Genomic DNA, 6,318 nt, shown 5'->3' on the forward strand with positions numbered 1-6,318 from the left:
CGAACAATATCCATCGCTGCGCAGAGTAGTGCAGTGCACTGTCACCAATACCTACTAGCAGACGCAGTACGAACCATACCCGAATATCAGGGATTAGCGGGAACAGCAGTAGCGTAACGAGCACTAGCACAAGCCCTCCGGCCATCAGCTTTTTGAACCCCAACAAGCCCAATGTCCGTTCTGCCACCAACGTCATTGCGAATGAACCAATATACAGGGCAGCCGCATTCATTCCGTTTAGTGAAGATGAAACTCCCATTTGTTCCAACGAGATAGACAGAATAGGTAATAATAAACCTTGGCATAATCCAGCAACAATAATAACAGCAATTAAAATAAAATAATGAACCCGTAACGACGACGACATCCTAGCTCCTCCTGATCGAACAAATAAAATAATTAAAATTAATGTTAAGAAATGATTTGCATTTGATTCCATAATCAATAATAATTCTTATCACTATGTATTCCATACCGTCCTGCAAAACCGACAAACACATACAAATTCAGGTGTAATTAGTGTATTAAAGAATAGAAGAAAAAAATCGCCATCTGAGATGACGATTTTACGGAAAGAGCTTGTCTGGTATGTATCCGACTCCTTTGGTTAAGGAGCCTCGTATGTTCAATCCGAACCCATTCACGTCACAACGCACTATTTCATATTATAGTGGACAATCCCTGGCAGAACAAGCCATAATAAATAAGTGAGCAATTATTAAAATGCTCATGTTTTGCTTATGGACGGGCTTAATTACGTTCACCGCTCTGGGCTAGAAGACAGAATAGGAGGCATTGGGTTCCATGAGTTATCAAATTAAAATAGACACTTCTCCAATTTATGAATTGCTCGGCAGCTTCATGGCCTATGTGACTAAAAAGTGGGTCCAAGATATGGACTTGGGCCATGAATGGATCGACAAGGTGGATGCACGACTACAACATGAAGTTCGTACTGAGCTTGCTACAGCTCAGGATTGCCCTTTTAGCGATTATGACGCACTCTATGCCTGGGCGTTACTTCGACCGGAATCGGATGAAATATCTGATTATATCTCTTATTTGGACCACGGTCCGGATAAAGATATGTTTGAGCTGCTCGTTCCGCATATCCCTTTTTTAACCTTTGAAGAATCTTTACGCATTCGTAAGGTATACGCACCACTCCTCAAATTGTGGGATCGTGATTATTTTCGGGCCTTGGAAGGCGAACTACGTGTGTTGGCAGAAGAAGACGCTGCGGAAAAGCGCATGCTACTGAGTAAAATGGAGCCGGAAGCACTGGTTGAGTATGCGACAGCTGGACTAGTCGTGCCACACATGGAAGACCTGGATACAGTAGTCCTATTTCCGGTTGTCCATAATCGCCCGATTAATTCATACTGTTTTTATACCCGCACACTGCTGATCCAGTATCCAGTAGATATTCCCGAGGAGAGCGAGGAAGAACCGCCTACGCTTCTGCTACGGCTCACTCGTGCGGTCAATGATCCGCAGCGGCTGCGAATTCTGCGTTATGTAGCTCAAGGTCCTAAGTCTCTCGAAGATATGCGCCATGATTTGAGCCGTTTGGAAGATACACTCATGTCTGATATGATGATTTTACGAGTGGCTGGTCTGCTCCGTATTCACATCGGACGTTATCATAAGGAAAAATTCAGCATCCGTCCCGATGGCGCGGCTGATTTACAGGTATTTTTGGAATCCTATATTGGATTGTAATTTGAATTGTACTTTTAGTTATAACCAAAGCAGCGTTAAAGCTTTGGCTTGGAAGGAGTATGCATCATGTCGTATCCGAAGCAGCACATTTTATTTGATCTTGATGACACCTTAGTCCACTGCAACAAGTATTTTGACCTTATCCTCAACCACTTTTTCGATTTGCTTCAGGAATGGTTTGCAACTCATAATCTAACGAAAAATACGATTCGTGAAAAACAAATCGAAATTGATGTGGCTGGAGTTCATCAAGTGGGCTTTGCCAGCGAGCATTTTCCACAATCTCTGATAGATACGTACCAATTTTTCTCGGAACAATTCGGACGCCGTCTCGATTTTCGGGAAGAGCAGGAGCTTCGCTCTCTTGGCCGAAGTGTGTACGAACAGGAAATCGAACCGTATCCAGGCATGGTCGAAACGTTGAACTCCCTCCAAAAAGCAGGGCATTCCCTCCACCTTTATACTGGGGGTGAGCAGATCATTCAAGAAAGAAAGATTGAACAAATGAAACTGGCTACCTACTTTAATGAGCGCATCTACATTCGCCAGCATAAAAATGTCGAAGCACTGGAAGAAATCATCCAGATGAATCGCTTGGACCGAAGCATCACCTGGATGATCGGGAATTCTCTGCGCACTGATGTATCTCCAGCCCTTGCCGCAGGTATTCATGCTGTGTATCTCAAGCAGCCTAAGGAATGGATTTACAATATGGTTGAATTGCAAAAAAACGTGAACTCCGTGATGTATACGATACAGAAGCTAACGGAAGTACCACGAGTTATCCACGAAAGCATACAATTGCATCAACAAAAAAGGACCCTCGGATAGGGTCCCTTTTTTGTTTTTAATGTTATTCAACCTTTGATTCAGCCAAAATAGTGGTCTAAACCCTGTCTCAGGATTCCTCTCGAACGCTAAGTTGTCCTGTACCTGGTTCATTCAGAACAATTCGCGCTTTGACGGTCGATCCATCTTTACGCTTAAAAGACAACAATTGCGTCTGTCCCTTCGTCAACAGAGATTTGAGCATCGTTCCGGTAATCTGCTTTCCAGCATATTCCTTCCAGACGACAAAGCCACAGCCCTGCTTGTAGTGGCTGCACCCATACCCTTTGCGGCCTTCTATAATGCTTCCGCCGCAATTAGAGCGTGGGCAGCTACCCAAAGCTTGCCTTTGGCTCACCGAAAAGCCTGAGGCTCCATCGGAGGAGCTGCGTGCAGCGGAACCCGCTGTTCCCGCAGCACGACTTGCTGGTGCTGCTGCCTGCTCCAGCGTTGCGCTTCCAGCGCTGCCACCGCGTCCTGATGTAGCACGCCCTCCCCCTTTGGCGGCGGTGCCTCCACTCGCGCGTACATTACGTGCGCCTTCTTTTCCAGCTGCACGTTTCCCCCTTGCTTCCTCGCCAAAGGCATTTGCCGGAGCCGGTGGCTGCTGCCTCACCTTGTCAATGATGGACAACGTAAATCTTTTAACGTTATCCATAAACTTCTCTTGAGCCGCCTCTCCTTTGGAAATTTGGTGTAGACGACGTTCCCATTGACCAGTCATCTCCGGCGAGGCTAATAGATCTACCCCAGCATGACGGATCAGGTCAATAGCCATCTTTCCCTTTTCCGTAATAAGAATCTTTTTGCCCTTCATTTCAATATAGCCAACCTTTTTCAATCGTTCAATTGTGGCGGCCCGCGTCGCAGGTGTGCCTAAACCGGCGTCCTTCATGACCTCACGCAATTCCTCATTCTCCATCTGTTTGCCCGCGCTTTCCATCGCCTTAAGCAATGTACCCTCCGTGTAGCTTTTAGGGGGCTGAGTCGCCTTTTCTTTCATCTCGGCCCGAACACAATCCACGGGACGCCCCGCATCAATCTCAAACTGCGTATCCGTCCACTCGTCCGTTTTCTCTTCACCCTCTTTTTACGGTGATTTGCTCTTTTTACCTTTATCCTGATCAGCCTTACTTAAAACTACTTTCCAACCCAAGGAAAGAAGCTCTTTGATATTTGTTTTAAACAGATGCTTGTCCACCTGCGTCATTACGGTATGCATTTTGTATTCAGCAGGCGGGAAAAAATGCGATAAAAACCTGCGAATAACCAGGTCATATACATTTTGCTCCTCCTTGTTTAACGTTCCTGGCCTTTTTAACGTCGGCAGAATAGCATGGTGATCCTCAACACGAGATGGATTGCAGACCGATTTATTCTGTTTATGGACCAAATTGGGGTTGGCTTGTTGTACCAGATCAGCATAAGGACCTGTCCCCAGCATCCGTAGTGCCTTGTGCATGCCGTCTATATTTTGCTCTGTCACATAGTTAGAATTGGTACGCGGATAGGAAATGACCTTGTGTCGCTCATAAAGCGCTTGTGCCACATCCAGTGTTTTTTTGGCCGAATAACCGTACTTGGCATTCGCCTCGCGTTGAATCAGTGTTAAATCGTACAATTTAAAAGGATACTCTTTTGTCTGCTTGGTATCATATTTGGTGATTTCACCTGTTTTTCCGCGAACGGCCGCAGCGATCGCCTCAGCTTCCTCTGGCTTCGTCAACCGATCCCCCTGCCACGCACCTTTGTACTTGATCTGTTCTTGCTTAAATTCAGCCCACACATCATAGAAGGTTTGAGAATGAAATGCCTCAATTTCCTTTTCCCGGTCATGAATCAGTGCCAGCACGGGAGTTTGCACCCGTCCTACTGACAGCAGTGTATTATGTCGTGTTGTGAACGCTCTGGAAGCATTCATTCCGATCAGCCAGTCCGCTTCACTTCGTGCCCTCGCAGCTTGAGTCAGAAATTCAAACTCCGAAGCATCTCGCAATCGTTCAAAGCCTGTCGCAATACTTTCCGCTGTCAAATCTGAAATCCACAGCCGCTTAACTGGCTGATGCAACTTCAATTGCTGCTGAATCAACGCAAAAATATATTGCCCTTCCCGTCCAGCATCACAAGCATTTACGATGGCATTGCAGCGTTTAGCCAGTTCACCAATCATTTTCAGCTGATCTTTTGTTTTCGGATTCGGTACAATTTTGAACTGCTCAGGGATAATATTCCATCGTTTGTACTTATCATCGTATGCATCCGGCTCAGCCAAACCCAACAAATGTCCGATCGCCCAGGTTACAATGTATTTCTCACCTTCCAAATAGGTACGGTTATTTTTAGCCCGCGGCTCCATAACAGCGGCAATCGTCCGTCCCATATCTGGTTTCTCAGCAATAATCAACGTCTTCATTCATACTCCATTCCTTCCTGACGGCCTTCTGTTTCTCCTCCATGAATCATACATATACATGGAATGTTAATGAAAACACAGGTATCGCGGCCTCATGCAAAAGGAGCCTTCTCGCGACGAAAGCTCCTTTGTAAATTCATTTAGTCTAACGTTTCAACAATATACGTGTATTATACCATAGATACCATGGTTCTCTCAGGTCATGATTTTATACAGTCAATGAAAGTTATGTATATGTTAATTTACATGACACAAATATCGGATTTTATCTAAATTTCTTGTGAAATAATTCTTTTTTCTATAAAAAAGCTACACTAAACACCCTTTTTTATGTTATGATCATTTTATATAAGAGATATATGATTACACAACTGAATAAAAGTCATATTATATAACATACATTTCACAATACTTTACATACCACCATAGAAAATTAATTGAGAAAAATATTGTAGACCAATAAACATTTATTCATATTTCACTTCTGAGACACTCAGCTTGAAATACAATAAAGCCCCATCCGAAGATGGAGCTTTGACTGATCCGTAACATAAAATTTATAATTACACCAAAACGGTAGCGCCCATGAGGTATTTATCAACCTCTCGTGCAGCTTCGCGACCTTCATTAATAGCCCACACGACAAGACTTTGTCCGCGACGCATATCACCTGCAGCAAAAACCTTATCTACATTGGTAACATATTTTCCATAACGTGCTTTAACGTTGGAGCGACGATCCGTCTCCAAACCAATTTGCTCTACAATCGTTTGCTCAGGACCATCAAATCCAATGGCAATAAGAGCAATTTGTGCAGGGAATACGCGCTCCGTACCTGGAATCGGTTGATAGATTTTGCGCCCCGTTTCATCAACAATCCGTTGAATTTGAATGGTGTGCAGCTCTTTCAAATTACCGTTCTCATCACCTACAAATTTGGTCGTCATGATGGAGAACTCACGCGGATCTTCTCCGAACAGCGCCTTCGCTTCTTCCTGTGCATAATCGAGAGAATACACGTTTGGAAATTGTGGCCAAGGATTGGCAATCGGGTCACGCTCCATAGGCGCTTTGGTGTGAGTGCCAAATTGAGTGACACTCCGACAACCATGACGCAAAGAAGTAGCTACACAGTCTGAACCCGTATCACCACCACCGATTACAATAACGTCCTTACCTTGGGAGGACAAATAGTTGCCATCTTCCAGGTTGGAATCCAAGTAACTTTTGATGGTACCATTCAGATAGTCCATCGCATAATGAACACCCTTCAAATCGCTACCTTCAATGTTGAATTCTCTCGGCTTCGTAGAACCACCACATAGGACAACCGCATCATATTCAGCAATCAACTG

General features: G+C 44.5%; 4 protein-coding genes and 1 pseudogene. 2 read left to right on the top strand and 3 right to left on the bottom strand.

Features of this window, described 5'->3' with window-relative positions; translation table 11 throughout:
- Window positions 1–367, bottom strand: a 367-nt coding sequence (locus GRP75_RS16895) for an MFS transporter (protein ID WP_160789866.1), incomplete at its 3' end; no start/stop codon positions are given.
- A 437-nt stretch (window positions 368–804) separates the two neighbouring features.
- Here GRP75_RS16895 and GRP75_RS16900 point away from each other — a divergent pair.
- Window positions 805–1,722: a hypothetical protein gene (locus GRP75_RS16900; protein ID WP_023988964.1), complete on the top strand. Its 918-nt coding sequence runs from the start codon at window positions 805–807 to the stop codon at window positions 1,720–1,722.
- 66 nt (window positions 1,723–1,788) lie between these two features.
- On the top strand, window positions 1,789–2,553 hold the full coding sequence (locus GRP75_RS16905) for an HAD family hydrolase (protein ID WP_028541704.1): 765 nt from the start codon (window positions 1,789–1,791) through the stop codon (window positions 2,551–2,553).
- A 67-nt stretch (window positions 2,554–2,620) separates the two neighbouring features.
- Here GRP75_RS16905 and GRP75_RS16910 read toward each other — a convergent pair.
- Together GRP75_RS16910 and GRP75_RS16915 are read right to left on the bottom strand one after the other, a co-directional pair.
- Window positions 2,621–4,963 (bottom strand): annotated as a pseudogene (locus tag GRP75_RS16910) (type IA DNA topoisomerase).
- A gap of 563 nt (window positions 4,964–5,526) precedes the next feature.
- The coding region (locus GRP75_RS16915) for an FAD-dependent oxidoreductase (protein WP_160789867.1) at window positions 5,527–6,318 on the bottom strand (792 nt) is incomplete at its 5' end.

It is taken from the genome of Paenibacillus sp. OT2-17, from assembly GCF_009827695.1.
Lineage (GTDB): Bacteria > Bacillota > Bacilli > Paenibacillales > Paenibacillaceae > Paenibacillus > Paenibacillus polymyxa_B.